Genomic DNA, 21,675 nt, shown 5'->3' with positions numbered 1-21,675 from the left:
AGAAAAATTAATGTTGTATTTATGGATGCCCGAAGCCAATGGGGTTTGGCAATGGTCAGAAGGGGATTTCTGGAAGCAGTCATCGACACTTGAACAATTGATTCAGGAAATTCAGCCGCATGCGGGAAAGGAAGCGGTTGTTTTCTTTCCAAGTCGTGATGTACAAATCATTCAGCAAATTTTTCCAAAAAACCAATATAAAAAACTTGGCCCAGACGGCGTAAAATATTTACTTGAGGAATATGTCATTTTGCCTTTGGATGCAATGAAAGTATTGCATCATTTTCAAAGTCCGGATGAATTAACGGTCATGGGGATTGCGCATAGTACAGTCGAAACGATGCAGCATGCTTTGACGCTAATTCCTGTAAAAGTCATTTCGTTATTACCTGACTTTTTGGTCTTGCCAAGCCCAGAAGCTGGGCAACATGTTTTGGCAAATGTCAGCGGTCATTTATTGGTCCGAAATGGTGAATATGTCGGGCAATCTGTTGATGATTTGGCTTTGTACTTAGATTATCAAATTGGTCAGCCGAACTATAAGATTTCAAATCTAAGTTCAGATCAGACGCATAGTCTTGAAGCCGCTGTAACGCATGATCACATTGAATCTTTTCATTATGAATTACCCAATATAAAAAAACCGAAACAACATCCACTGAATGTTTTGCCGAAAGCCAAAACCAATACGGGTGTAAGCGGTTATTGGAAAGCTTGTGCAGCTGTTTTGGTTGCGGCTCTAATTACTCAGTTTAGTTATGATGCAGTTCGCTGGTATCAATACAAAAAAGTGGCCAATATCACTGCGGCACAAGCGATTGATCAATTTAAATATTGGTTTGGTCAAAGCTATCCTGTGACCGAACAAACGCTGAAAAGCCAGTTCGAATCACAATTGCGTCAGAGTCAAACGGGCAATGCACAGGCTTTGTCTTTACTGAGCCGTGTCGGGCCAGTTTTAATGCAAAACCAAATTTCTGCAAATCGTGTGAGCTATGAAGCCTCGATGCTGAATATGGAGTTAAAAGCTAATTCGGCAGAAGTACTACAAACCCTAACTGATCAATTAAAACAACAAGGTTTTAAAGTCGAATTAGGGAATATTCAACCAAGTGCCAACGGCGCGATTGGATTGGTGAAAATACAATAATGATAAAAATGGAAAACCTACAGCAACGTATAGATGGGCAAATTGAGCGCATCACTGATTATTTAGACCAACTTTCTACTCGTGAACGAGTCATGGTGATCTTTACCACAATTTTTGTTGTAGTGGCAGCGATTGGTTCGGCACTGTTTTATATGAACAAAGCTGCAAATTTTCAACAAAAGCGCGTGAATGAACTCAAAGATACTGTTGTTTGGATGCAAAGTAATGCCGTCACGATGAAACCAGCAGGTGATACACAACTGAGCGCGTTGGAAAAAGTTCAGCGTGTATCGCAACAACAGGGCTTGTCAGTAGCATCTCAACAAGTCGGCGAGCAAATACAGATTGCTGTGATGCATGAAAATTATGCAATTCTGGCCAATTTTTTGACTCAATTGGTTCAAATGGGCTTAAGTATTGAAAAGATGGAATTAAGTTCTGAAGCGGGACAGGTCAAATTAACAGCGAGTGTACAATAATCGGTAAAAATAAAGATCTGCTAAGCATGGTGTTTTATTTGTGCTGTGCCTATAATATGCCGACTTAAAAAGCAGTAGACTTTTATAGATATGTTGTATTCTCTAGCCCGCCCTTTGTTGTTTACTTTAGCACCAGAGCGTGCACATGAGCTAACATTATCGCTGTTGAAATCTTCTCACAAGATGGGAATGATGCGTCAAAACGTGGCGTCTAAACCAGTGACATGTATGGGAATCGAATTTCCGAATCCAGTTGGTTTAGCAGCCGGTCTTGATAAAAACGGTGCTTATATCGATGCGCTGGCGAGCCAGGGCTTCGGCTTTATTGAAATTGGTACAATTACACCACTTCCACAATCAGGTAACCCTGAACCGCGTTTATTTCGTTTACCGAAAGCAAAAGCCATTATTAACCGTATGGGCTTTAATAATGATGGCGTGGATCAGCTGATCGAAAATGTCAAAGCTGCAAAATTTAAGGGTGTACTTGGGATCAATATCGGTAAAAATGCAGTCACACCTGTTGAAAAAGCAGTTGACGATTATCTGATTTGTCTAGAAAAAGTTTATAACTACGCTTCTTATATTACGGTTAATATTTCATCTCCTAACACAAAAAATCTTCGCAGCTTACAAAGCGGTGATGCTTTGACTGAACTGTTAGAGACACTCAAGAAACGTCAACTCGAGTTGGCGGATGAAAATCAACATTATGTACCCTTAGTACTTAAAGTTGCACCAGATCTAGAACCAGAAGACATTAATTTTATTGCCCAACAATTGTTAAAATTTAAAATTGATGGTCTGATTGTTACCAATACGACTTTGTCACGTGAAGGTGTTGAAGGCCTTCCATATGGTGATGAAGCAGGTGGTCTATCCGGTGCGCCAGTCTTTGAAAAAAGTACGGCATGTTTGGCGGCTTTTGCTAAAGTATTAAACGGTCAAATTCCATTGATCGGTGTAGGTGGTATTTTGTCGGGCGCGGATGCTGTTGCGAAACAAAAAGCAGGAGCTAGCCTTGTACAAGTGTATAGTGGCCTCATATATACAGGTCCGACACTTGTAAAAGACTGCGTAGACGCATTGTAAATATCATGAATACCATTGATATCTTTATACTGATTATTTTGCTCATTGGAGGGCTTAACGGTTTGCGTCAAGGATTTGTAAAAGCCTTTGCGAACTTCATTGGATGGATTCTTGCACTTGTCATTGCGGCAAAGTATGCAACCGTCCTTGCACCTTCGATGACATCTTTAAGTACAGATCCAGTGGTACAGAAGATTGCCGCGTTCGCATTTATTGTATTGTTGATTGTAGTCATGACTTGGGTCGCGACATGGTTATTGAACAGTATTTTGAAAACATTAAAGCTCGGTCCGTTAAATCGACTGGCAGGTGGTGTTTTTGGAAGCTTAAAAGGATTGTTGGTGGTGCTGATCACTATGCAGGGGCTAGGTCCTTGGGTAGAAAGTTCACCACATTGGAAACAATCTAAAATGGTTCAGTCATTATTGCCATATGCGCCTTGGGCAACCGAATTGTCCAAAGATGCTGCAAATCAAGCACTTCATCATATTCAGTCTGAAGATGCTCAGAAATCTTCAGACCTCCCATCTGAGTCGCAGAACAAGCACGGACGTTCTGGATCGGGTGAGTCAACAAATAATCCTTTTTATTAACCCTAGCTTGTCTGCGAGGTTGCTATGTGTGGAGTAGTTGGTATAGCTGGTAAATCACCTGTTAACCAAATGTTGTTTGATGCGTTAACGATGTTACAACATCGTGGACAGGATGCAGCCGGGATCGTAACTTGTCAGGATGGTCGTTTATTCCTGCGTAAAGATACGGGTATGGTACGTGATGTGTTCCACACACGTCATATGCGTGCATTACAGGGTAATTATGGTATTGGCCATGTTCGTTACCCAACTGCGGGTTCTTCTAGCAGTGCTGAAGCTCAGCCATTCTATGTAAACTCACCTTATGGCATTACGCTTGCACATAACGGTAACTTAACCAATGCTGCTGAAATTCATGATGACTTGTTCAAGACTGACTTACGTCACATGAACACCGATTCAGACTCAGAAGTATTATTAAACGTATTTGCTCACGAATTGCAAAAACGCGCAAAACTTACACCAAGCGCTGAAGATGTATTCCACGTGGTTTCACGTGTGCATGAACGTTGCAAAGGTGGTTATGCGGTTGTTGCTATGATCACCGGTCAGGGCCTTGTTGGTTTCCGTGATCCAAATGGTATTCGCCCATTGATCTACGGTTCGCGTGAGACTGAAAATGGTATGGAATATATCATTGCGTCTGAATCTGTCGCAATTACAGCGCTCGGCTTTAAGGTTGAGCGTGATATTGCACCGGGTGAAGCAATTTATATTACTGCTGATGGCGTGATGTCGACCAAGCAGTGTGCAGTAGCCCCTGAATATCGTCCTTGTATCTTTGAATACGTATATTTTGCGCGTCCAGATGCAACCATTGACGGTATTTCAGTTTACAAAGCACGTTTGAAAATGGGCGAAAAACTTGCTCAGAAAATTCTACGTGAATGGGGCGATGAGCACGATATCGATGTCGTGATCCCAATTCCTGATACTTCACGTACTTCGGCGCTAGAACTTGCAAATACCTTAGGTGTGAAATTCCGTGAAGGCTTCATGAAGAACCGTTATATCGGTCGTACCTTCATTATGCCGGGTCAGCAACTTCGTAAGAAATCTGTGCGTCAAAAGCTTAACCCTGTAGAGCTAGAGTTCCAAGGCAAAAACGTACTTTTGGTCGATGACTCGATTGTACGTGGTACGACTTGTAATGAAATCATTCAAATGGCGCGTGATGCGGGTGCGAAAAAAGTATTCTTTGCATCTGCTGCACCGATGGTGAAATATCCAAACGTGTATGGTATCGATATGCCTGCCAAATCTGAACTGATTGCGTCTGAACGTAGCGTTGAAGAAATTCGTGAAATTATTGGTGCTGATCGCCTAATTTTCCAAGACTTGGAAGATCTAAAATCTGCTGTTCGCACCAAGAAAGTCCCTGAGTTACAAGACTTTGATTGCTCGGTATTTGATGGTAAATATGTGGCAGGCGGTATTGATGCTGAATATTTGGCAGCTTTAGAGCGTAAGCGTAATGACTCTGCAAAAAATGAAAAGCCAGCCTATATCGATGTTAACATTGATGCAGCTTCTGTGGATTTAACAGGTGTTCGCGAAGAATAATCTGCTGAAAACACACTGAAAAAGCGGGAATTTCCCGCTTTTTTCATTTATGATGAGCAAACAAAAGACAATGTAGCTTAAGGGTATTACATTGAGACGTGTGGGTTATGATTTTATAAAAAACAAAAATATGTTTTGGCCTGTCACCATGTGTATGGCGGCAGTGTTTTTGACCGTCGCAATTATTAATGTAATTGTCGGTTTAATTGTGGATTATTATGATTCCACTCAGTCTATCTATTGGCATGTCCTTAGCCCATTTTTAGTGGCTACTGTACTGCTGATTATGTTGGTTTCAGTTCTCTATGATTTTTACACCTTTCGCTTAGGCGGCTATTCACTTGCAAAACAGTTAGGTGCGCGACGTCTGAGTCTCATTGAAAGTATTCCTGAAGAAAGTGTTGCACTGCGTATGACGGAGCAACTGGCAGATACCTTTCTAATCGATACTCCTGCACTTTATGTCTTACCTGATGAAGTGGGTGTGAATGCGCTCACCGCTGGTTTTAGCCCTCGAGATACATCGATCATTTTAACCTGGGGTGCCTTACAAACCCTAGATGAGATGGAAATGTATGGTTTGCTGAGCCATGAATTTAATAAAATCTTGTCGGGGGAAGCTGCTGAAAATACCCGTTTGAAAATCTTATATAGCGGTTTGACGACCTTTAGTCAGTGGGGCAGTAAAATTGCAAAACGTGGTTTCTATAAAAATGGACAAGCACGGGACAATAAGTTTGAAACGCTCTTTGTAGCGATTGGCGCAGTTATTTGGTTGATCGGTAGTTTAGGTGTTTTGATTTCCCGCTTTATTAAATATATCTCTTTGGGTTCTCGAACCTATCGTAATGACCAGAAAACTAAACGTCTGATTCAAAATGATGCCAATATTCAAACCTTATTAAGGATTTATGTGCATCATTCAGGTTCGCAAATTCATAGTGAATATGCGGAATCGATTTCTCATATGTGTTTTGCAAACTCACTCAGTCCGCAAAACTGGATGAATATTCACCCAAGTATTGAACAGCGCATTTTTGAATTAAATCCGGCGCTCATTCATGACCTGCAACTAGAAAATTTAAAAAAACTGCGAAACCAACCGCTATTTTATTTATTCCGTTCATTGGAAGAAGCTAATCCAGATGTTGCAACACCATGGAATTCGCCACAACCATTGCCTTTACTGCGCTTATCACCGATTAGTTTTGCGATACGAGATGCAATTAAACCGTTGAACCCTGAGATTCGTGAAAATTGGCAGCGGCCTGAATTGATCCAACGTGCCTTACAAACAGCAACGGGTTCGCGTGAGGTGATGGTTGCTATTTTAATGATTCGTCAGTATCGAGAGTTTATTCCGACTGAAGCTGAAGTGAGTCGTGCGATTGTGGATGCCTTATTGAATCTTGATGGTCGTGTGCATATCTCCATTTTTCATGAGGCATGTAAAAATATTGGCACCATGCCTGCGACGATTTCTCGGCAGTTCTTAACTAAGCTTGCTAAGATTATTCAAGAAGATGGTGAAATTGGTCTACTCGATGCCTTGCTACTTGAAACAGTCAAATATGAGTTAAATCTGTTGCCTGCACATACACCTACATCTTTAGAAGATGTAAAACCGAGTATTGTGCGTTTGATTGATGCCTTGTTGCATGTGCAACAAATTAACAGTGATAACCAACTCGAAGTGCGTGAAAAAATCCTCAATCGAATCTTAACGAAAGAAGAACTAGAGTTCTATCGCGATATATCTGATGAGCCAATAGACTTGGCTGAAATCCTAAATGATATTTCTGGATTATTGCTGCGTGAGCGGTTAAGCATCCTTGGTGTTGCAGAAATATGTTTATGGAATGATCGAATTATCACGCAAGATGAGTTGGATGTTTTGCAGCTACTATATTGGCGTATTGGATTTGAATCAGCTGAGATAGTTGAACTAATGCAAAAGAAAAATAGTTTAATGATCGTATAATTATTTATAGCGGCTTGATTTATGAATAAATTGTTTAATTTTAAGTCAAAAGTAGTCTGAGCAATTCTAAAGAATCTTTAAAGAAATAGTATGATCTAATTGATTTATAAAAGTTCAGCAAAAACCAATGAATCCCGTTAGAATATCAAGCCTTGAATAGGTGAAAATGAAAGCATGATTGGGCATCAGCGAAGCATAATGGCGGCAATGGGAATTGATGTATGGATTCCTCAGGCGGCACCGTGTCAGCAATTTAGCTCAAATATTTGGCGAGATCAGGCGGCTCCTGAAATAGTCTCTGAAATCCTACTCAAAAATGCGCCTCAGCCAACGCCTGTTCCATCACAGACTGAGCTTAAAAACAACGTTGATGTTGTTATAAATCAACCTGTAGAAGCACCTAAAGATGAACCTAAGGGTGTTGAGCCTGTTGAAGTTCGTCCGATTGTTCAAATCCCTTCGTTTAACTTAGAAGCCATCTGTTTAATGCACTGTGTCATTGTCATTAATGCCACAGAATTAACTGCAGAGCAGCAAGTTTTGTGGAGCAATATTCAGCGCGCAGTCAGTGCAGATTTCTTTGCTTTACAGTGGCCGTTTGGTTGGGTGAATTTGCAAGATGGTCGTGGTGCAGCATCTTATGTGCAGGGCTTTATCGATGCGATGAGCTTGGATAAAAATGTTATTTGCTTAGGCGATATTCCGCATTTAGAGCATGCGAAGGTGTATCCACTGGCATCTTTACAGCAAATGATTGAACAGCCTTTATTGAAAAAACGCCTATGGCAATTTATGCAAAACAAGGCAGGACAAAATACTTAAATTACGTAAATGGAAAATTTATGCAAAAAAAAGTAGTGGTTTTTAGTCAAATAGAGCAAGAAATAATTCAACGTTTAGAACAGCAATTTAAAGTTTTCCAAATTAGCCCTAAATTGGGCGATGTGAATCAGCAAATTCTTGAGCATTCAAAAGATGCTGACGCCATGATCGGTGCGGGACGTTTGTTGAATGCCTCAAATTTAGCCCATGCATCACAATTAAAAGTCATCTCAAGTGTAAGTGTCGGTTATGACAACTATGATCTAGCATTTTTAAACCAAAAAAATATCTGGTTGAGCCACACTCCACATGTATTGACGGAAACTACAGCAGATTTAGCATTTACCTTGTTGATGAGTGCAGCACGTAAAGTGCCTGTATTGGATCAATGGACCAAACAAGGGCAGTGGAAGCGTACAGTGGGCCCTGAGCAATTTGGCATGGATGTCTTTGCTAAAACTATTGGTATTATTGGCTTAGGACATATTGGCGCAGCCATTGGGCGTCGTGCTCGCTACGGCTTTAATATGAATGTACTCTATCATAATCGCCGAGAAAAAATTGAATTGGCTGAATCTTTATCAGCGCAATATTGCGATTTGGATGATTTGTTGCAACGTGCTGACTTTGTGGTCGTTGCAGTGGATTTAAATGCAGAATCGAAAGCTTTAATTGGTGAACGTGAGTTGGCCTTGATGCAATCGCATGCGGTATTGGTGAATATTTCACGGGGTTCAGTGATTGATGAAACTGCTTTAATCGATGCATTAAGTCGTGGTCAAATTTTTGCAGCAGGCTTAGATGTGTATGAGCAAGAGCCACTTCAAGAATCCCCATTATTTACATTAGCCAATGTCGTGACATTACCCCATGTGGGTTCAGCAACAGCGGCAACCCGTAAACGTATGGCGGAATTGGCTTATCAAAATTTAGTGGATGTTTTGGTACATGAGCGCGCGCCACGCTATGTGGTCAATCCAAAATTTGAATAAACAATCACAACAGTTTTCTCCATAATTCACCAAAATTCAATGCTATATTCGATGAAGTACGAATATGAAATTTAGAGAATAGACTTTGAAAAAGATTTTACTGGCATGTGGTCTCGGGCTTTGTTCGACATTGGCGCAGACGCAGTCCGTAGATTTTAGTTCATCCCCACAATTTTCTGTGCCTGAAATAGGTAGTGGCGTCGGCTTGTTGGATCAACAAAAAGAGCGTGCCATTGGCGAGAAGGTGTATCGTGAGGTGCATCGTCAACTTCCTGTGACTGAAAATCCGTGGATGGAAGATCGTCTTTTATCTGTCTTTACGCATATTTTGAGCCAAACCCAACTCAACCAACCGGTCGGTTTGTTATTAATTAATGATCCACAAATTAACGCTTTTGCTGTGCCGGGAGGTTTATTTGCATTAAATGCTGGATTAATTAATTCAGCTCGCAACATGGATGAAGTGGCAGGGGTGATGGCGCATGAAATTGCACATGTCTCACAACGTCATTACAGTCGTTCACAAGAAGCTTTTAAAGGGCAAGGTTTATTGTCACTAGCCGGTATTTTGGTCGGAGCCTTGGTGGCCTCACAGGCAGATGGTGATGTCGGTGCGGCTGTAATGATGGGTTCACAAGCCGCTTTGATGGATAAACAGCTAACCTATAGCCGCAATCAAGAACGTGAAGCAGACCGTATCGGGATGCAGTATATGTATCGTGCTGGATACAATCCGCAGAGCATGGCTGACTTCTTTGAAGTGATGCATCGCTCTACGAGTCGAGTGAGCTTTCTGCCTGATTTTTGGTTGACGCATCCTTTAACCACGGAGCGTATGAGCGAAGCGCGCTTACGTGCCAATCAGTTGCCTCAAGTTAAAACCAGTTTGGTTGATCAAGATTTTGAAATTCTGCGCTGGTATAGTCGAGTATTGTCAGGTCAGGCGACTGAATTGCAATTAAATGCGATGGTGGCGCAAAAGAATTATGCAGCTGAGTTGGCTTTGGTGAGCTTGCATATTAAACAAGGTGACTTTAGTGCTGCTCAAAAGTTATTAAATGAAGCAGCAAAACAAAATGCTTCGCATGCACTTTTTACTATTTTGCAGACCGATGTGCTGTTGGGGCAAAACAAAGCGGCTGAAGCCGTGAACGCTGTGAAAAGTTCGGCAATCATTATGCCTGAAAATCGTGCTTTAAATTATAAATATGCAGAGGCTTTGATTCGAAACAAAGAATATGCGCAAGCACAACTGATTCTACAGCGATTTTTACAAGCAAATCCACGTGACTTGAGTGGTTGGCGACTCATGTTGCAAATGGCTGATGCAGACAAAGACGCAAGCTTCCGTTCGGTCAATGTGCTGCGATATCGAGCTGAAGTAGAGTATTGGGGCGGGGATGAAGAACGCGCGATTAAATCTTTGTTACAGGCACAGCGCATCGCCAAAGACTCGAAAAGTCTTTCTGCAAAAATCAAGCAGCGTGTAGACGAAATGCAAAATGAACGGAAATTAAAAATATAAAGATTTCAACTGTGATGCACTTATCTATGTTGATTATAAAGTGCAAATTGTAGTTTTAGTGGCTTAGATTAATCAGTGTAAACTAGCTGGATGTAAAATATTTATGATTAAGAACTTACAAATGAAAAATATGATTTTGGCGGCCTGTCTGTTGGGCTTAGCAACGAATATTGCAGCAGCTAGCGCAGAACAATATGTGATTGCTGTGAATGATATTAACGAAAAATATAAAACTGATGTACGCCAATTTTTTAGTCAGTTAGACCCGCAGCAACAGGGATTTAAAGCAGACCAGCAAGTGAAATACTGCGGTATTGTTCAGACTTATGTGAATGATCTTTATCGTGCTGCAGACGAAAATCGTGCATTTTTAGATCGTGAGTACCGTAATATGAATAAGCAGGATGTGATTCAGCAGGTGATCGCATCAAAAGAGATGCAATTATTAAAAAAATATAATGTGCAATGTACCCTAAATTAAAAATAAATTTATAAGCATTTTAAATCATCACGAGAAACTGAATAAAAATGAAACTCGATGATTTTGGTATGAGTCATGGCAGAATCACGCTTCAGTTGATTCAGCGCCACGATGCAAAAGCACTTTATGAGGCGATTTGTCAAAGTATAGAAACCTTACGAATGTTTCCTGCAAGTTTGGTTTGGTCCTTACAAGAACCTAATTTAGATGCTTCATTGGCATTTTGTGATTCGAGGGTGTTGGCTGCGTTAAATCAGGAAAATTTTGTTTACGTGATTCGTGAGCAACAGTCGCATAACTTTTTAGGTGTCATGGATATTCATCAAATCAATTGGATGGAAAATCAAGCTGCCGTTGGATTTTGGGGAAATGTTGAATTTAAAGGGCAGGGTTTGATGACAGAAGCTTTGCAGTTATTTGTGGATCAATTATTAAATGATCTAGGATTCCAGCAATTAAATGCTTTTGTAGATGTGGAAAACAAGCGAGCGCGACGTCTATGTGAACGAGCAAATTTTAAATTGATTGAAATCGATGAAGCGGCAATTCAAAATCCAGTAGATGGAAGTTGGCGAGATATTTGTAAGTATGAAATCGTTAGATAAGAAAGAAAATTATAAATGATGAATGAATTTGAATTATTTTTGAATTTGGATAATTTGGCTATTTAAGTCATCAGCGTACTTAAATAGACCAAATCAAACAATATAGATGAAAGATTAAGAGAGTTTCGCTTTAATTTTAGCTGAAACTTGTGCAGGATCGGCACGTCCGGCTATGAGCGGACGTAGAGAGTTCATCACCTTACCCATATCTTTCATGCTAGTAGCTTCTTGCGCAGTAATCGTTTGCGCAATGATGGAATCAAGTTCTTCCTCAGTCATAGCTTCTGGTAGAAATTGAGATAACACCTCAATCTCGGCTTGTTCCTTACTAGCTAAATCATCTCGGTTTGCACCTAAAAAGGCTTTAACCGATTCTTTGCGTTGTTTGATTTGCTTTTCAATGACCGCAAGAACTTGCTTATCGTCAAGCTCTATGCGCTCATCGACTTCGATTTGCTTGATTGCTGCCTGTAGACTACGTATTACCGTTAACTTATCCATTTCTTTAGCACGCATAGCGGCTTTTAAAACTTCAGTTATTTGGTTTTTTAAAGTAGTCATTTATCTTGTCCAGGTTAGTCAATCAATCACAAATTAATCTTAGTAAAGGCGAGTAGTACGTACTGATTCGCGAGCCAATTTCTTTTGGTAGCGTTTAACAGCAGCAGCTTTTTTACGTTTACGTTCTTGAGTTGGTTTTTCGTAGAATTCACGTTTACGAACGTCAGCAAGAACACCTGCTTTTTCGCATGAACGTTTGAAACGACGGATAGCTACGTCTACTGGTTCGCCTTCTTTCAATTTAACTTGTGGCATGAAGAATCCTCATTAAGTTATGGATAAGATCTCGGGTCGAATTACCCTTGATCACAAGTGAAGGTCAGTATTTTACTCATTTACATCTCATATCACAAGTCTATAATAGGTTTCGCAATATTTTGAAATGGGCAAAAGGCAGTTTAATGATCGTTTTAGGCTTGGAAACTTCGTGTGATGAAACAGGACTCGCACTCTACGATAGTGAGCAAGGATTACGCGGACAAGTATTGTATAGCCAAATCAAACTGCATGCAGAATATGGTGGTGTGGTACCTGAATTAGCTTCACGTGATCATGTGCGCAAGTTAATTCCTCTAATAAAACAATTGCTTGAAGAAAGTCAGATGGATAAATCTGAAATTGATGCAATTGCATATACTCGCGGGCCGGGCTTGATGGGTGCCTTAATGACTGGTGCATTGTTTGGTCGCACATTGGCATTTGCACTGAATAAACCTGCAATTGGTGTGCATCACATGGAAGGTCATATGTTGGCGCCTTTGTTGTCTAAAACTCCACCAGAATTTCCATTTGTAGCACTTTTAGTCTCTGGCGGACATACTCAATTGATGGCTGCTTATGGAATCGGTCAATATGAATTATTGGGTGAGTCGATTGATGATGCAGCGGGTGAGGCATTCGATAAAGTCGCTAAAATGATGGGTCTACCATACCCAGGTGGTCCAAATATTTCGAAATTGGCGATCAATGGCGACATCAATGCCTTTGAATTTCCACGTCCAATGCTACACCAAGGCTTAGATTTTTCATTTAGTGGTTTAAAAACTGCCGTTTCAGTTCAATTGAAAAAAGTTGAAGGCGAAGGTCGTCAGGCGGATATCGCTGCATCTTTCCAAGAAGCGTTGGTTGATACATTGGTGAAAAAATCAGTTAAAGCCTTAAAACAAACTGGTTTAAAACGTTTAGTTATTGCCGGCGGTGTAAGTGCAAACAAGCGTTTACGTGAGCGCTTAGAGGCTGATTTGGCAAAAATCCGTGCAAATGTGTTTTATGCAGAACCTGCACTGTGTACAGATAATGGCGCAATGATTGCATTTGCTGGTTATCAGCGTCTTAAAGCGGGTCAGCATGATGGTTTGTCTGTGACGACGACTCCACGTTGGCCGATGACGGAATTAACTAATCCAACGGAAGGGTGATTTGAAAAAAGAAAAGAGGCGAAAGCCTCTTTTCTTTTTTCAAATCACTTTCCACTTAAAATATATTGAATCTTTAAATTCTGTTGATCAAATAAGCTTTTTAAGCTTGAAGCAGCAGCAAAAGCTTTATCTATGGCTGGATCATTCTGTAACCAGAAAGGATGATTAAATAATCTATTTAAAAATAGTCTCAATTCTTTTTGTTCATCTTCAGTCATAGTGTGTCTGTATAATTTCTTGTCTTGTGATTCTTTGTCGAATAATTTAAAAATAGCATTTAACATAGCACTTAAAAACGGAGCCCAAGTTAAAACAGATGCTTTGTTCCAGATTCTTCTGGCTTTTATCGCTTCAGGATTTGAATCTTGTTTATTTGGACTCCATTTTTCGATTCCACTCTCTTCTACGAGAATTTTTGCTAATAAATGATAGTTATTTTTTTCACTGTCTCTAAAATCGTCTATAGAATCAATAACTGCATCAGATGGATTTAAAAATAAAGTATTTTTGAAAATGGTTTTTTTGAGTAAATCTTGTGATAGTGGGAATGTAGAGTCTTTATTTGATTCCGCGGTGTATTTCTTGAGGGCAGATTGGTCGTGTACATTCTTAATTATAGATGCTTCAAACATATTTTTTACTTCTGACCTTTCATGCTTTTTGAGTAAAAAGTTTAAGAAGTTATATTCGCTGTGTTTTTCATTAGGATTTAGTTCAACATATTCTTCCCACTTAATAGAATACATTTCATTCCATTTTTGAAATAGTGTATTTGTATAGAAAGAAACTTGGGCTAGTTTAGAATGAGCTTCTAAATTAGTTTTTAGAAGTTTTTCATAAATATTTTTAGCTTTTATCTCATCATTAGGAGAGATATACACTTTTATATCTATGGTCTTATTGTTGTTTAATATTTGGGCTGCAAGTTTGTGTTGCCCATCGAATAACTTAATCTCGTTGTTGACAAGACGTGCAATAGAAGGAGCAAGTTGAGGATAAGACTGAAAGTGTTTGTGTAGTTGATTTAATCTTTTAAAATCAATAACACGAGGCTGAAGCCCTTGTTCATCATCATTTTTAAGCCAAGATATAGGTAATTGAGCATAAAAATATTCAATCTCAAGTTTAGGATCATAGAATAATTCGTATGAATAATTTTTATTATCATTACCAAGAAAATTAATATTGCCATCTTTTAAAATTAAGTAAAAAGATTCGCGTTGAATATTTTTGAAAGCAAGGATATCTTGAAGTTTAACTTTATTATCTTTTTCTTCATATAGTCGTTTTAAATTAAAATATTCTTTATAGGCTTCAAGAGGCATTTTCCCCTTTTCTCTATTAAATTTTTTTAAAAAAATTCGCATATTGGAAGTATCTGTATCTCCACCATTCACGAAAGCTTTTAAATGATCATATTCAATAGCATCATTTTCTAAATTAATAATTTCTCCAGAAATATAGCATCTTAAAGCCCCATCAGTTGAACGCTGGATTCTTTGAACTTCTAGCTTTTCTGTTTCAGAAAGAGATCTTTTTTTTGACATAAGAGTTGCCTTTGGTTAGTAATTTAATGTGTAACTTAATCCGTTAGATGTTCTTTAACTGTTTAGACCCAATCCAATGCTTTGAAAACTGATAAGCAGCACGCCCTGAACGTTGCCCACGACCTTGACACCAACGCAGTGCTTCAGCACGAGCTTCATCTGTCCATGGCATTGCAGCTTTAGCCAAATAATGTTCAACAATTTCTAAATATAAATTTTGATCCATTGGATAAAAAGACAGCCACATCCCAAAGCGGTCAGAAAGAGATATTTTTTCTTCAATCGCTTCTTGTGGATGAAGCTCAGTATATTGAGGCACATCTACCTTGGTTACAGGTGTGTTTTCATGCATGAATTCAGGCAATAAATGACGACGGTTACTGGTAGCATAAATAATAAAATTACTTGAACCTGATTGTAATGAACCATCCAAAACACTTTTTAAGCTGCGATAGTTTTCATCTTCAGCATTGAATGCCAAATCATCACAATATACGATAAATTTTTCAGGGCGATGTTCAATCAACTTTTGGATTTCTGGCAAATCAGATAAATCATCACGCTCAATTTCAATTAAACGTAAACCTTGGTCTGCATAATGGGTGAGCAGAGCACGTACGATGGATGATTTACCTGTACCACGAGAGCCAGTGAGTAAAACATCATTGGCAGGTAAGCCTTTTAAAAACTGTAAAGTGTTTTGAATCACTTTTTCTTTTTGACGTTCAATTCCTTTTAAGTCTTCTAAATACATGACTTTGGGCTGTTTAATGGCCTTAAGCTGCTTATCTTGCCATTTGAAAGCGATACTCGAAAAATCGGGTGCTTGTTTAAGCTCAGGCAAACTGTGCTGTAGTTGTAAGAGTACAGTAGATAGCGATTGAAGGATGTTGTCAGGTAAATCAATTGTAGCCATGATAAGTCAGCTTGTCGTGTCTTGTTGTTGGTTGGTATATGACAGCAGTGTACATCAATAATGCAGTTATAATCGCCTCAATATGTCAAAGTTAAATGATTGTTCTAGGAGATCAGCGCTATTCGAATAACCAAAAAGTTGTTATAAATCTAGCTGAGTGAACAGTTTAAAGTGTGCTGAGGGATAGTCATGTTGTTTACAGGGTTTTCAAAAAGTATTAATCCACATCAGGCATATCGGATAAAAAAATTAAAGCGTCAGCTCGACCGTGCTGAATGTTATGAAGAATGGAAAGATATCGCACTTAAAATAGATGAAGAATCGGGTGCGCAAGAATGGAAATTCGATAATAGTTCACCGTATTTTGATGCAGAAATTATTACTCATCGTTTAGGGTTACTGAGACGATATCGTGCTCAGAAACGTACTCGAGATTTGATGTACATTTTAAGTGAAGGTTTAACTTATGATGTGGGCAATATTGCCCATCCCTTGCTGTTTACAGAAGCCTACGTCGGCACCAAAAAAATTATTGAAGACTATGTTGATGAGGTGAGTCAAAGTTTGGCATTTATCGCATCCGAAGAATGCGTTTGTCTCAATGCTGCACAAAAAATTGAATTCTTTGAACAAAGCCAAAAAGCCTATGGACAACCTGTATTGATGTTTTCCGGCGGTTCAACTTTAGGCTTGTTTCATACCGGTGTGTGTAAAGCGCTGATGGAACAAGACCTCATGCCAAAAGTTTTGTCAGGTTCCAGTGCTGGCGCCATTATGACCGGGATGTTGGGTGTATCTAAACCGTCAGAATTTACCAATTTATTAAACGGACAAAACTTCTTTAGTGAGGCATTTCACTTTCGGAAATTGACTGAGTTAGTGCAGGGTAATGGCGGCTTGGCGGATGTAAAATATCTGAAAAAGTTTTTGGTTGAAAACTTAGGTGACTTAACTTTTTCCGAAGCCTATAAGCAATCTGGTCTGCATATCAATGTGGCAGTTGCGCCTTATGATGCATCACAAGATGCAAGAATTATGAATGCCTATACATCACCCGATTTGTTGGTATGGAGTGCAGTGCTGGCATCATGTGCAGTGCCCATTCTATTTCCACCGGTACGACTGACCAGTAAGCGTTATGACGGGCAATTTACGCCATATATGTCGGCAACACGTTGGGTAGATGGTAGTGTGCGCAGTGATTTCCCACAGGAGAAAATGGCACGTCTATATAATATTAATTATAGTATCGCCAGTCAGGTCAATCCGCATATTGTGCCGTTTATGCAGGATGATGCTGCACGCTTTCGTAAAAGCATGTTGAGTTGGCCTGAGCGGATCGTTCGTCGTCAAGGCAAGGTGATTAGTAAAGGGGTGATGGATTTTGCCCGTGAGCGCGCAGGAAGTATTCCACCGGTTAGACGTTTGCTTGATCATGGTTATGGCGTGATGGATCAGCGTTACTATGGTGATGTCAATATTGTGGGAAAATATGGCTTAAGACACTATAGTTATATGTTGCAAAATCCTCGACCTTATCTGTTTAAGGTATTGCAACGTGAAGGTGAAAGAGCCACATGGCCGAAGATTTCATTAATCGAAACGCAAGCCCGTATCGGTAAGACCATTCAGCATTGTTTGGAATTATTAAATTATCAAAATGAACCCAGCCAACGACATGCAGAGTTTATTGCGGTTTAAATCCACAGATTTAACGCAAATCATTTATGAGCCAAAAACCAAATCTAAAAGTTTGGTTTTTGGGCGTCGTCTATATCAATTTCAATTCAATCAACAACGTTATTGGCTCAAGGCGCAAGTCAGTGACAGCAGTCCTGAACATGTAGCTAGTTTTGGTCGTGAAATTGAGCTGTACCAACTATTTAGTCAAGCGTCTACACAAAACAGCATCACGCTACCTTTTCAAGTGATAAAACAGTCGCATCTCAGTATTCAGCAAGAGTCTATTGATCGCCTATTAATACTCCCGAATGCCGAGCCTTGGTTCGTACAGCCTGCATCGAATTTGAGCCTTGCGCAGGTGAGGCAAGTGCTATGGCAAGCACTCGATGTGGTTGAACGATTAAGCTTGCACGGTTGGATACATGCAGATTTAAAACAAGAGCATTTTGTGAATTGGCAAGGGCAGTGCAGACTCATCGATTTTGAGCAAGCGTTACCTTTAGAATTTGATCAGTTAGATGCCTTAACTGCGACACCACGTTATATGGCTCCAGAACTTTTCCATGGACAAGCGAAATCTTTGCACAGTGATATCTATGCGCTGGGGATTATTTTTTTGGAATGGCTGACATCACAGCGTTTAGAGGCGAAAAACTATGAAGATTGGGCCTATTTACATTGCCAACGCTTAAAGCTTGATCTGCCACTGCAATATCAAGGGTTTACTCAGCTATTGCAACACATGTTGATGAAGCAAAAAAATGACAGATTGGTGGATTTTTATCGCTTAAAAAGCGACTTAGTTGCTGAATTTGCTTAAGAAAAATACAAAAAAAGCACTATTGTTTTTTATTTAAACAAACAAGATGCTTTTTTATAAAAAAGGCTTGTCATGTAGGGGTGATCTCTATAATATACACAGCCATCGGGGACGTGGCGAAATTGGTAGACGCACTGGATTTAGGTTCCAGCGCCGCGAGGTGTGAGAGTTCGAGTCTCTCCGTCCCCACCACTGAATTACTAAACATGAGTTTGGTAATGAAGGTTACAGAGGATTGGTGTAATGGTAGCATGACGGTCTCCAAAACCGTTCGTCAAGGTTCGAATCCTTGATCCTCTGCCAAGTTTTAAAAAGTCTGACATTGTCAGCAACCCTGTTGGGGACGTGGCGAAATTGGTAGACGCACTGGATTTAGGTTCCAGCGCCGCGAGGTGTGAGAGTTCGAGTCTCTCCGTCCCCACCACTTAATTTATTAAGTTGCCAAATAAACAGGTTTTTAAAACAAATTAAAGTCTGACATTGTCAGCAATCCTGTTGGGGACGTGGCGAAATTGGTAGACGCACTGGATTTAGGTTCCAGCGCCGCGAGGTGTGAGAGTTCGAGTCTCTCCGTCCCCACCATTAGATTAAGCAAGGTTTTATACCTTGCTTTTTTGTTTTTGAAATTCGAAAAAAATCAGTGTCTCAAACGTGGTTTTTTTGAAGACATAATCTAATGAAATAAATCTAATGAAAGATGATGAACCAAGAGATACAGCAAGATGTCTAATCTTGCTTTTTTATTGTCTGAAATTTAAATCAATAAAAATGTGTCAGTAAAACAAAGGTGAAAAAAAGCCCGCATATACGGGCAAATTTAGAAATGCGGATTCGAATCAATCGAATTAAATCATTTATTTCAAATCGTTCGAATAAATTATAGAGCAGATTATGCCTTTAAATGATCTTCAAACTCTTCACCGAGCTGCATGGCCAAAGCATTACCAGACAAGTCTACAGTCACTAGACCATATTCTTTTTTAAAACTGAATGTAAATCCACGATTATCTGCCAGTGTGCGAACAGAATATCCTAACTTTTCTAACCAAAGACGGAAGGCAACTAAATTTTTTGCTTTAACCACTTTTTTCACGAGCGAACTCCTTATCAATCATTAAAATATTAAATAGGGGTGTCAAAATATTTTTTAAAGGGGAAATGGAAAACTTTTATTTAAAATATGAAATTTTGATGGATAAATAAACAGATTATCGGCTTGTAAACTGTATAAATTAATTTAACTCATTGTTTTATAACAATCTAAACTTAATGTAAGTAAATATAACGTATTTTAAAAATTTGGTTTTTAACTGCGGGCTTAAAATATGTCCTATGTGCATAGAGAAGCTGTGCGCAAAATAAACGATTGCTTGGCTTAGAATGCACAGCCGTTTGGGTATGCAGTTGTTGTGGATTGCAAAAAGCGACTTGTTCAAAGCCAAACTGGCTGGATAGGTGAGCTTGCAATGCTATTTCTCATCAAGATTTATCGAAAAGCTTTTATACTATGTTCTATTGGTATAAGTAGATTGAACGCATGCAAAACATTGAGCACGATGTCAAAGCAAAAATTGAACAGATGCAACAAGCGGGGCAGACGCCTGTTGCGGTGATGCTTGGACATGAAGATTGGTTGGTCTTTTCGGAGCAATCCAAAGTGGCATATACACCATTTGGCAGTGCACGACGTTATCAGCCTGCATTAGGTGGCTTATTGATGGTGCGTATCGATGAAATGCAAGCGGTTCGAGTTGTGACTCAAGCTGAATTGGATGAATTTGCTGCCACCAATCAAATTTTATAAATATAAAATGATGAATCGGCCCGAAACATTCATCACAAATAAAACAGTATATTTGTGATGAAATTTAAAATGCTTATACCTCTCAATCCAATTAAAAATTGTCTTTAAGTTCTCTTAAGCGCTGAAACGCTTCAACACTTTCTGCACGTAAAAATGGATTGGTTTCTAGTTCTAATTCAATGCTGCTTGGCAAAGTACATTTCCCGAGCATGCGTAGGGATTCAACCTCATCAAACCGCTGTTGTATGGCAAGGTTGTCAGGTTCAACATGCCGCGCAAACTGCGCATTCGATAGGGTGTATTCGTGAGTACAATACACTTGAGTTTCAGCAGGGAATGCGGCTATACGGTTCAAGGAATCGTACATTTGTTGAAAGGTGCCTTCAAATACACGTCCACAGCCCATAGCAAATAATACATCGCCACAGAAAAGTGTATGAATGTCATCGATAAAATATACGATATGACCGAGGGTGTGGCCGGGCGTTGCTGTTATTTCAACTTCAAGACCATGAAATTCAAAACGGTCATTATGATCGAGAGGAAAATTCACCCATGGAATACGGCTTAATTCTGCACGGGGGCCGTAAACGGCAATGTTTTTATTTTGAATAAGTTCAGGTACACCACCGACGTGATCTTTATGCCAATGCGTTAGCCAAATTTGCGTAAGATTGAGCTGATATACCTGACAATAGCGCTCGACCAAAGCGGCTTCAGTAGGATCTACTGCAATGACATCATGGCTTTCGGTGTGCTCAAGCAGCCAAATATAATTTTGCAGTGAATTTTTGACATCCAATGTATGTATTTTAAACGTCATATCCATTCATTCAATATTTTAAATTAAGTTAAAGTTAGCATGAAAATGCTCAAAAGGTATGATTATCGATTTTCAACCCTAAATAAACGACAGAGTTCATAGCGCTATTTTAGTCTGGTGTCTCGTCTACAGATACAGGATTACCAATGGTATAAAAGTGCCCGCCAGCAACATGATGTAGGCTTTTCCATTCATCTGCTACTTCATGATAATACCAATGTCCGTTACGGAAGACGCGGTCGTCTGCATAAGCAGCAATGACTTCGCCGATAAACAGATCATGTGCTTGTTGATTGTGAGGTTCAGGAATAAGTTTGCACAGTAGCCAAGCAGCACAACCTTCAACCACAGGAATATCAGAGGCATTAAATTGAAATAATTCCACGCCACATTGGCGTAATTTTTCTGGCGCATCACGTTGGCTCATCATGCCAAGTGCATAGACCATTTTGAGTTGTTTCAGTGTCGGTACTTGTAAGGCGAAATAACCTGAATTTTCAATAATCTCACGTGTTTTAGTTGATTTATCCAGTACTACCGTCACTTTTGCAGGGTTGAACTCTAAGGCGCATGCCCATGCTGCAGTCATCACACCAGTATGGGTTTGATCCTGAGCAGAGACGAGCACAGTCGGGCCATGATTTAAAAGTCGGTATGATTTTTCTAAAGGAACAGGGTGAATATGCGTTTTCAAAATTGTACCTATATTTAAGTGCATCTAAAACTTAGATGTTTTATTAAAAAGTGTTGTTACATAGCATATAACGCATGAAATATTTTCAAAAGCCTTTAATATAAATCACTAAATCAGGAGTTCTAT

The 21,675-nt window shown here is 39.5% G+C and carries 22 protein-coding genes and 4 tRNA genes; 19 read left to right on the top strand and 7 right to left on the bottom strand.

Annotation, left to right across the window (positions count from 1 at the left end):
- The first annotated feature begins 10 nt into the window (after nucleotides 1-10).
- From gspL to MST17_RS09800, 11 genes are all read left to right on the top strand, one after another.
- Entirely contained in the window at nucleotides 11-1,150 is a 1,140-nt protein-coding gene (gene gspL, locus MST17_RS09850) for a type II secretion system protein GspL (RefSeq protein ID WP_180026854.1), read from the top strand.
- On the top strand, nucleotides 1,150-1,629 hold the full coding sequence (gene gspM / locus MST17_RS09845) for a type II secretion system protein GspM (RefSeq protein ID WP_168378926.1): 480 nt from the start codon (nucleotides 1,150-1,152) through the stop codon (nucleotides 1,627-1,629). The genes gspL and gspM overlap by 1 nt, the downstream gene beginning before the upstream one ends.
- A 90-nt stretch (nucleotides 1,630-1,719) precedes the next feature.
- A complete protein-coding gene (locus MST17_RS09840) occupies nucleotides 1,720-2,721 on the top strand; it encodes a quinone-dependent dihydroorotate dehydrogenase (protein ID WP_180003012.1) in 1,002 nt (333 codons plus the stop codon).
- 5 nt (nucleotides 2,722-2,726) lie between these two features.
- On the top strand, nucleotides 2,727-3,314 hold the full coding sequence (locus MST17_RS09835) for a CvpA family protein (RefSeq protein WP_078188866.1): 588 nt from the start codon (nucleotides 2,727-2,729) through the stop codon (nucleotides 3,312-3,314).
- A 24-nt stretch (nucleotides 3,315-3,338) separates the two neighbouring features.
- Nucleotides 3,339-4,877 (top strand): amidophosphoribosyltransferase, encoded by a 1,539-nt coding sequence (gene purF, locus MST17_RS09830; RefSeq protein ID WP_078193623.1) that lies wholly within the window; start codon nucleotides 3,339-3,341, stop codon nucleotides 4,875-4,877.
- A 91-nt stretch (nucleotides 4,878-4,968) separates the two neighbouring features.
- A complete protein-coding gene (locus MST17_RS09825; protein WP_180026853.1) occupies nucleotides 4,969-6,858 on the top strand; it encodes a M48 family metalloprotease in 1,890 nt (629 codons plus the stop codon).
- Nucleotides 6,859-7,032: 174 nt separating this feature from the next.
- Entirely contained in the window at nucleotides 7,033-7,680 is a 648-nt protein-coding gene (locus tag MST17_RS09820) for a hypothetical protein (protein WP_180026852.1), read from the top strand.
- A 20-nt stretch (nucleotides 7,681-7,700) separates the two neighbouring features.
- Nucleotides 7,701-8,672, top strand: a complete 972-nt coding sequence (locus tag MST17_RS09815) for a D-glycerate dehydrogenase (RefSeq protein WP_180026851.1) — start codon at nucleotides 7,701-7,703, stop codon at nucleotides 8,670-8,672.
- 85 nt (nucleotides 8,673-8,757) lie between these two features.
- Nucleotides 8,758-10,197 carry a M48 family metalloprotease gene (locus MST17_RS09810; protein ID WP_180026850.1) on the top strand — a complete coding sequence of 480 codons (1,440 nt, stop codon included), beginning with the start codon at nucleotides 8,758-8,760 and terminating at the stop codon, nucleotides 10,195-10,197.
- Between the two features lie 121 nt (nucleotides 10,198-10,318).
- A complete protein-coding gene (locus MST17_RS09805; RefSeq protein WP_180026849.1) occupies nucleotides 10,319-10,678 on the top strand; it encodes a hypothetical protein in 360 nt (119 codons plus the stop codon).
- Nucleotides 10,679-10,725: 47 nt separating this feature from the next.
- Nucleotides 10,726-11,283, top strand: coding sequence for a GNAT family N-acetyltransferase (locus MST17_RS09800; RefSeq protein ID WP_180026848.1), 558 nt, complete (start codon nucleotides 10,726-10,728; stop codon nucleotides 11,281-11,283).
- A gap of 114 nt (nucleotides 11,284-11,397) precedes the next feature.
- Here the strand turns inward: MST17_RS09800 and MST17_RS09795 are convergent, their stop codons facing one another.
- Together MST17_RS09795 and rpsU are read right to left on the bottom strand one after the other, a co-directional pair.
- Nucleotides 11,398-11,844: a GatB/YqeY domain-containing protein gene (locus MST17_RS09795; RefSeq protein WP_078193617.1), complete on the bottom strand. Its 447-nt coding sequence runs from the start codon at nucleotides 11,842-11,844 to the stop codon at nucleotides 11,398-11,400.
- Between the two features lie 39 nt (nucleotides 11,845-11,883).
- Nucleotides 11,884-12,099 (bottom strand): 30S ribosomal protein S21, encoded by a 216-nt coding sequence (gene rpsU, locus MST17_RS09790; RefSeq protein WP_001136722.1) that lies wholly within the window; start codon nucleotides 12,097-12,099, stop codon nucleotides 11,884-11,886.
- A 146-nt stretch (nucleotides 12,100-12,245) separates the two neighbouring features.
- On the opposite strand from rpsU, the gene tsaD reads away from it, so the two are divergent.
- Nucleotides 12,246-13,262, top strand: a complete 1,017-nt coding sequence (gene tsaD / locus MST17_RS09785) for a tRNA (adenosine(37)-N6)-threonylcarbamoyltransferase complex transferase subunit TsaD (RefSeq protein ID WP_180026847.1) — start codon at nucleotides 12,246-12,248, stop codon at nucleotides 13,260-13,262.
- Nucleotides 13,263-13,306: 44 nt separating this feature from the next.
- Here the strand turns inward: tsaD and MST17_RS09780 are convergent, their stop codons facing one another.
- Together MST17_RS09780 and MST17_RS09775 are read right to left on the bottom strand one after the other, a co-directional pair.
- Nucleotides 13,307-14,809, bottom strand: a complete 1,503-nt coding sequence (locus MST17_RS09780; protein ID WP_180026846.1) for a chromosome partitioning protein ParB — start codon at nucleotides 14,807-14,809, stop codon at nucleotides 13,307-13,309.
- A gap of 43 nt (nucleotides 14,810-14,852) precedes the next feature.
- Nucleotides 14,853-15,725, bottom strand: a complete 873-nt coding sequence (locus MST17_RS09775; protein WP_180026845.1) for an ATP-binding protein — start codon at nucleotides 15,723-15,725, stop codon at nucleotides 14,853-14,855.
- Between the two features lie 189 nt (nucleotides 15,726-15,914).
- Between MST17_RS09775 and MST17_RS09770 the strand changes: the two genes are divergently transcribed.
- The 6 genes from MST17_RS09770 to MST17_RS09745 all read left to right on the top strand — a co-directional run bounded on the left by MST17_RS09770 (nucleotide 15,915) and on the right by MST17_RS09745 (nucleotide 18,810).
- Nucleotides 15,915-17,426 carry a DUF3336 domain-containing protein gene (locus MST17_RS09770; protein WP_180026844.1) on the top strand — a complete coding sequence of 504 codons (1,512 nt, stop codon included), beginning with the start codon at nucleotides 15,915-15,917 and terminating at the stop codon, nucleotides 17,424-17,426.
- Complete coding sequence (locus tag MST17_RS09765) at nucleotides 17,386-18,228, top strand: protein kinase (protein ID WP_257246856.1); 843 nt, start codon at nucleotides 17,386-17,388, stop codon at nucleotides 18,226-18,228. Before MST17_RS09770 ends, MST17_RS09765 begins: the two co-directional genes overlap by 41 nt.
- A 107-nt stretch (nucleotides 18,229-18,335) precedes the next feature.
- Nucleotides 18,336-18,420 (top strand) — tRNA-Leu (locus tag MST17_RS09760).
- Between the two features lie 37 nt (nucleotides 18,421-18,457).
- Nucleotides 18,458-18,531, top strand: a tRNA-Trp gene (locus MST17_RS09755).
- Nucleotides 18,532-18,567: 36 nt separating this feature from the next.
- Nucleotides 18,568-18,652: transfer RNA gene (locus tag MST17_RS09750), tRNA-Leu, on the top strand.
- A 73-nt stretch (nucleotides 18,653-18,725) separates the two neighbouring features.
- Nucleotides 18,726-18,810 (top strand) — tRNA-Leu (locus tag MST17_RS09745).
- A 307-nt stretch (nucleotides 18,811-19,117) separates the two neighbouring features.
- Here the strand turns inward: MST17_RS09745 and MST17_RS09740 are convergent.
- Entirely contained in the window at nucleotides 19,118-19,321 is a 204-nt protein-coding gene (locus MST17_RS09740) for a hypothetical protein (protein WP_078188846.1), read from the bottom strand.
- A gap of 444 nt (nucleotides 19,322-19,765) precedes the next feature.
- Here MST17_RS09740 and MST17_RS09735 point away from each other — a divergent pair, with 444 nt between their 5' ends.
- Nucleotides 19,766-20,032 (top strand): hypothetical protein, encoded by a 267-nt coding sequence (locus tag MST17_RS09735; protein ID WP_078193609.1) that lies wholly within the window; start codon nucleotides 19,766-19,768, stop codon nucleotides 20,030-20,032.
- Nucleotides 20,033-20,123: 91 nt separating this feature from the next.
- Here the strand turns inward: MST17_RS09735 and gloB are convergent, their stop codons facing one another.
- The gene (gene gloB, locus MST17_RS09730; RefSeq protein WP_180026842.1) at nucleotides 20,124-20,855 is read right to left on the bottom strand and encodes a hydroxyacylglutathione hydrolase; all 732 of its coding nucleotides are present in this window, start codon (nucleotides 20,853-20,855) and stop codon (nucleotides 20,124-20,126) included.
- 109 nt (nucleotides 20,856-20,964) lie between these two features.
- Nucleotides 20,965-21,573 (bottom strand): flavin reductase family protein, encoded by a 609-nt coding sequence (locus tag MST17_RS09725; protein WP_180007298.1) that lies wholly within the window; start codon nucleotides 21,571-21,573, stop codon nucleotides 20,965-20,967.
- Nucleotides 21,574-21,675: the final 102 nt, after the last annotated feature.

Origin of the sequence: Acinetobacter sp. YH16056_T, from assembly GCF_024605895.1 — a bacterium.
Lineage (GTDB): Bacteria > Pseudomonadota > Gammaproteobacteria > Pseudomonadales > Moraxellaceae > Acinetobacter > Acinetobacter amyesii.
Note: the sequence above shows the minus strand (reverse complement) of the source record. Positions and strands in the feature narration are given on the sequence as shown.

What these genes read in the sequence shown, in the direction of transcription:
- gspL (WP_180026854.1), top strand. Translation starts at nt 11, where the DNA reads ATGTTGTATTTATGGATGCCCGAAGCCAATGGGGTTTGGCAATGGTCA.
- gspM (WP_168378926.1), top strand. Translation starts at nt 1,150, where the DNA reads ATGATAAAAATGGAAAACCTACAGCAACGTATAGATGGGCAAATTGAG.
- MST17_RS09840 (WP_180003012.1), top strand. Translation starts at nt 1,720, where the DNA reads ATGTTGTATTCTCTAGCCCGCCCTTTGTTGTTTACTTTAGCACCAGAG.
- MST17_RS09835 (WP_078188866.1), top strand. Translation starts at nt 2,727, where the DNA reads ATGAATACCATTGATATCTTTATACTGATTATTTTGCTCATTGGAGGG.
- purF (WP_078193623.1), top strand. Translation starts at nt 3,339, where the DNA reads ATGTGTGGAGTAGTTGGTATAGCTGGTAAATCACCTGTTAACCAAATG.
- MST17_RS09820 (WP_180026852.1), top strand. Translation starts at nt 7,033, where the DNA reads ATGATTGGGCATCAGCGAAGCATAATGGCGGCAATGGGAATTGATGTA.
- MST17_RS09815 (WP_180026851.1), top strand. Translation starts at nt 7,701, where the DNA reads ATGCAAAAAAAAGTAGTGGTTTTTAGTCAAATAGAGCAAGAAATAATT.
- MST17_RS09805 (WP_180026849.1), top strand. Translation starts at nt 10,319, where the DNA reads ATGAAAAATATGATTTTGGCGGCCTGTCTGTTGGGCTTAGCAACGAAT.
- MST17_RS09800 (WP_180026848.1), top strand. Translation starts at nt 10,726, where the DNA reads ATGAAACTCGATGATTTTGGTATGAGTCATGGCAGAATCACGCTTCAG.
- MST17_RS09795 (WP_078193617.1), bottom strand. Translation starts at nt 11,844, where the DNA reads ATGACTACTTTAAAAAACCAAATAACTGAAGTTTTAAAAGCCGCTATG.
- rpsU (WP_001136722.1), bottom strand. Translation starts at nt 12,099, where the DNA reads ATGCCACAAGTTAAATTGAAAGAAGGCGAACCAGTAGACGTAGCTATC.
- tsaD (WP_180026847.1), top strand. Translation starts at nt 12,246, where the DNA reads ATGATCGTTTTAGGCTTGGAAACTTCGTGTGATGAAACAGGACTCGCA.
- MST17_RS09780 (WP_180026846.1), bottom strand. Translation starts at nt 14,809, where the DNA reads ATGTCAAAAAAAAGATCTCTTTCTGAAACAGAAAAGCTAGAAGTTCAA.
- MST17_RS09775 (WP_180026845.1), bottom strand. Translation starts at nt 15,725, where the DNA reads ATGGCTACAATTGATTTACCTGACAACATCCTTCAATCGCTATCTACT.
- MST17_RS09770 (WP_180026844.1), top strand. Translation starts at nt 15,915, where the DNA reads ATGTTGTTTACAGGGTTTTCAAAAAGTATTAATCCACATCAGGCATAT.
- MST17_RS09765 (WP_257246856.1), top strand. Translation starts at nt 17,386, where the DNA reads ATGAACCCAGCCAACGACATGCAGAGTTTATTGCGGTTTAAATCCACA.
- MST17_RS09735 (WP_078193609.1), top strand. Translation starts at nt 19,766, where the DNA reads ATGCAAAACATTGAGCACGATGTCAAAGCAAAAATTGAACAGATGCAA.
- gloB (WP_180026842.1), bottom strand. Translation starts at nt 20,855, where the DNA reads ATGACGTTTAAAATACATACATTGGATGTCAAAAATTCACTGCAAAAT.
- MST17_RS09725 (WP_180007298.1), bottom strand. Translation starts at nt 21,573, where the DNA reads ATGCACTTAAATATAGGTACAATTTTGAAAACGCATATTCACCCTGTT.